We start from the raw sequence: 4,148 nt of genomic DNA, 5'->3' as shown, positions 1-4,148 counted from the left end.
ACTACCAATACTATTTTTGTTTAAAACTAAAATATCAGATTATTTTAAATACTCTAAAAATAATGCATTTAACATTGAAGCATAAGAAATCGTCAGTGTACAAGTAAGCATATATAAAACTAAAGGTATCATTACCTTTTTAATATTGATAGTTTGACGATATTGGTAAACCATCGTTGCACTTAAAGCAATACAAATAGCACTTGTTATCGCAGCACTATGTGTGATTGAACAAACATAGGGTAAATACATCATTAAGACAATACCTGAACCAAAGCCTGTTATCCCTTGTAATAAACCCGCTAATAATGAAATCAATAAAATCATTTTGATTCCTCCTATCTATTATCATATCTGATTTTAATAAAATTACAAATATTTATATTTTATGATAAACTATAACTAACAGTTATAGGAGGATATTATGGAATTACGTCTTTTACATTATTTTTTAGCCATTTGCAAAGAAGGCAATTTAACTCATGCAGCTTTACAACTTCATATTTCGCAACCAGCATTATCTAAACAACTTAAAGAATTAGAAATAGAAGTGGGTGGTCCCTTATTTATTAGAAGTAAGCAAAAAATGATTCTTACTGATAAAGGCATATTATTTAAACAACGTGCCAAACAAATTATAGCCTTAACTGAAAAAACACTCGATGAAATGCATCAAGAACAAGATATTGTTGGTAATCTCTATATTGGCACAGGACACACGGATCATTTATCTAAAATCCTGAAAATAATTCATGATTTTCAAGTAATCCATCCTCATGTTAAATTTCATCTTACCAGTGGTGATAAATATACATTGTTAGAACAAATAAACCAGGGGTTACTTGATTTTGGTATTTTTATTCGTGAATTTGACAAAACAAAATATGACGGTATCCCTTTAAACCTCACTAATCAATTAGGTATACTTGTAAGCAGTGATCATCATCTTGCATCTAAAGATATCATTAATGCTCAAGATATTGAAAATGAAGCCATTATTGTATCCAGACAAGCTTTAAACGATGGTGAAGTTCCTTCATTTATTAATGAAGATCATATTATAGGAACTTATGATCTTCCAGAAATAGGAAAAACAATGGTGAAAGAAAACCTAGGCATCGCTTTAATCATTGATAATAAAAACACCGATCCTCTTTTAAAGTTTATTCCTATTGAACATATGCCTCAATTTAATTGGTATATCATATGGAAAAAAGACTCTAAAACAAAACTCCAACAAACTTTCGTTGATGAACTATATAAAAAAGAGACTGAAGATCCTAAACTAAAAGGTTAGGTTCCTTCACAGTTACTTTCTTATTTACATTCTAATAATATTTGATAAACTTCATCTTGAGTTAAAGTACGAGGATTTGTTTTAATAATATTTGTTGTATTGGCTACTTTCTTTAATAAATCATCTGTAATAACAACCTTTGAATGAAGTTCTTTGAGAGTTGTTGGTAAATGACATTCTTTAATAAATTCTTGTAATGCCTCTAAACCAGCTTGAGCTGTTTGTTGATTAAAGACAACTTGAGCAAACTTTGTTAGCTTTTCATGAGCATCATCTAAAATATGATAACAATAAACCGGTTGAATAACCGCAAGTCCTTGACCGTGATTACAGTCTGTAAAAGCCCCTAATTGATGTTCAATTTGATGCACTTGGAAATCCGTTTGACGTCCACATTTTAAAATACCATTTTCTGCCATCGCTGAATTCCACATTAAGTTACTTCTAGCTTGTTCATCATGAATATCTTTTAATAAACGTCTCATATTCACAACTGTATTTTTCATGACTGCTAGAGCAATATCATCAGAAACATTATCTTGATCAGAATTTCCTAAATAGGTTTCTAAAGCATGACTTAATGTATCAAATGCTCCTGATAATACTTGCATTGTTGGAACTGTCATTGTATAAGTTGGATCTAATACTGCAAAATCAGCAGTTGAAGCAAAGATACCACCTTTCCAATTCTTTTCTTCATGTGTAATAACAGCTCCGCCATTCATTTCAGCACCTGTTCCTGAAGCCGTCACCACAGCCCCCATAGGAATCCCTGTTGTAGAAAATTGACCCTTAACATATTCTAAATCCCAAATATCTTCATCTATCGTAGCTTGGGTAGAGATGACTTTACAACAATCAATAACACTTCCTCCACCAACAGCTAAAATAAAATCAATTTTTTCTTTTTTAACCAATTCTACTCCTGCTTGTACTTTTTTATAAGTTGGATTTGACATAATTCCATTAAATTCAATAATTTCTTTATTTTCTTCTTTTAATGCAGAAACAATTTCATCATAGATACCATTACTTTTAATAGAACCACCACCATAAGCTAATAAAACTTTACTTCCATATTTCTTTAATTCATTGGAAAATGCTTCTTTGGCACTTCCTTTTCCAAAATAGACTTTTACTGGATAAGAATAATTAAATGTATTCATTTTATAAGCCTCCTTTATATCTTATCTATTACATAAATGATTATAATTTACGGTTGTAACTATCGGTCAAGCATTATATAATTTTTTTGAGGTGATTTGATGTATACCATGATGCAAGTATGTCGTGAACTTGATATGACTTATCAAACTTTAAAATATTATTGTAATGAGGGACTTGTCCCTCATGTCAAAAGAGATAAAAATAATCGTCGTATTTTTGATGAACATGATTTAAAATGGATCAAAGATCTTTCATGTCTTAAAAAATGTGATTTTAGTATTCAAGAAATGAAAGAATATTTAAAACTTTGTTTAGAGGGTGAAAAAACAATTCCTATTCGTCAAGAAATGCTTTCTAAAAAAAGAGCTAATCTTGAAAATACGATTAAACAATTAGAAAAAAGTATGGATTATATTGACTGGAAACAAAGTTTTTATAATGATGTCTTAACTGGAAAAAGACCTTATATAAGTAATCTTATCAATCTAGATAATAAAAAAGGGCGCTTTAAATAATCGAGTGCTTTTATGAAAATCGCTATAAAATATTAAGGGGAATTCTGATGATAAAATAGAATTCCCTTTAAAATATTCGTTACTTTTTAGGAGAATACTAAGGATGATGTCTAGTTCCGGTATTCCTCCTTTTATTATTTAATTTTTTTATAATGTCCTCTAGGTTCACATGAACGTTTAATACTGTCTTCATGTTCTTTTGTAGAATATGTTTCATATTTATTTTGAGAATATAATATTCTGTTTCTTGCGCGTTGGAAATTAGTCATGCCATTTGCGTTAAATAAAATCTTTTTAATATAATTATTTTTACCTTCACATGGTCCATTAGAAATACGTCTGCCATTAACCCATATAAATGAGTTTAGTATTTCTTCTTTCCAGTGACTAAGGGTTTCTGCAACACATATGCTTTCTTCAACCTGAGTATGCTTAAATCTTTTGATTACATCGTTTAATTCTTTTCTTTTGTCAGTATCATTAACTTCATCTTTTGTAACCTGATCAAAAATAAGATATTCTTCTTTTGCACTATAGGCTTGTTTAAGTTCATCATCAAAACTTAACAATTTTTCTAGAATCATATTTTCAGTTACATGATATCCTAATATTTTGTCATGTTTGAATACTTCACAATCTACATCATTTCTAGATTTAAGTAATATTTTGTATCTATGTTTTAATAGTCTGTATTCTATGGATTTTTTGTTTTTCTCATATTTACGCATAATTCTTTTTCGAGTATGATTTAATTGATCATTTATTAATCGAATCACATGAAAATGATCAATAAGTAAGGTCGAATGAGGAAAATATGTTTTTAGTAATGGCTTGAAAATGAAGCTCATATCCGTACATATGTATTCGACCTTTTTTCTTTCCTCCAAACTGATTTTAAAGAAATAATCCGACATAATATCATGAGTTCTCGATTCAACAATATCAATGATTAAGTTGTTTTCAAAATTCATAAGAATAGCAGGATACTTGTATTTAGCACGCCTAGAAAAATGAAACTCATCAATCAATAGTACTTTTGGAAGAGAATGCCTTTTGATTCTAACGAAAGCATCAAATATATCTACTACTCTGGTAACAGAAATGCCATACATTCTAGCTATTGAAGCATAAGTAGCATTATATGGCTTCAATTTATTTAAAATAGAAAT

5 protein-coding genes are annotated in these 4,148 nt (G+C 29.2%); 2 read left to right on the top strand and 3 right to left on the bottom strand.

Annotated features, from left to right (window positions below):
* Positions 1–39: 39 nt before the first annotated feature.
* Entirely contained in the window at positions 40–327 is a 288-nt protein-coding gene (locus DW911_RS02065; RefSeq protein ID WP_118607397.1) for a TSUP family transporter, read from the bottom strand.
* Positions 328–424: 97 nt separating this feature from the next.
* Here DW911_RS02065 and DW911_RS02060 point away from each other — a divergent pair, with 97 nt between their 5' ends.
* Entirely contained in the window at positions 425–1,297 is an 873-nt protein-coding gene (locus DW911_RS02060; RefSeq protein WP_118607396.1) for a LysR family transcriptional regulator, read from the top strand.
* A gap of 20 nt (positions 1,298–1,317) precedes the next feature.
* Here DW911_RS02060 and DW911_RS02055 read toward each other — a convergent pair whose 3' ends face one another.
* Positions 1,318–2,463 carry an iron-containing alcohol dehydrogenase gene (locus DW911_RS02055; RefSeq protein WP_118607395.1) on the bottom strand — a complete coding sequence of 382 codons (1,146 nt, stop codon included), beginning with the start codon at positions 2,461–2,463 and terminating at the stop codon, positions 1,318–1,320.
* A 99-nt stretch (positions 2,464–2,562) separates the two neighbouring features.
* Between DW911_RS02055 and DW911_RS02050 the strand changes: the two genes are divergently transcribed.
* A complete protein-coding gene (locus DW911_RS02050; protein WP_118433503.1) occupies positions 2,563–2,979 on the top strand; it encodes a MerR family transcriptional regulator in 417 nt (138 codons plus the stop codon).
* 134 nt (positions 2,980–3,113) lie between these two features.
* Here DW911_RS02050 and DW911_RS02045 read toward each other — a convergent pair.
* On the bottom strand, positions 3,114–4,148 hold a 1,035-nt coding region (locus DW911_RS02045; protein ID WP_158575429.1), incomplete at its 5' end, for an ISL3 family transposase.

Source organism: Erysipelatoclostridium sp. AM42-17 (assembly GCF_003480255.1).
Lineage (GTDB): Bacteria > Bacillota_I > Bacilli_A > Erysipelotrichales > Coprobacillaceae > Faecalibacillus.
Note: the sequence above shows the minus strand (reverse complement) of the source record. Positions and strands in the feature narration are given on the sequence as shown.

What these genes read in the sequence shown, in the direction of transcription:
- DW911_RS02065 (WP_118607397.1), bottom strand. Translation starts at nt 327, where the DNA reads ATGATTTTATTGATTTCATTATTAGCGGGTTTATTACAAGGGATAACA.
- DW911_RS02050 (WP_118433503.1), top strand. Translation starts at nt 2,563, where the DNA reads ATGTATACCATGATGCAAGTATGTCGTGAACTTGATATGACTTATCAA.
- DW911_RS02055 (WP_118607395.1), bottom strand. Translation starts at nt 2,463, where the DNA reads ATGAATACATTTAATTATTCTTATCCAGTAAAAGTCTATTTTGGAAAA.
- DW911_RS02060 (WP_118607396.1), top strand. Translation starts at nt 425, where the DNA reads ATGGAATTACGTCTTTTACATTATTTTTTAGCCATTTGCAAAGAAGGC.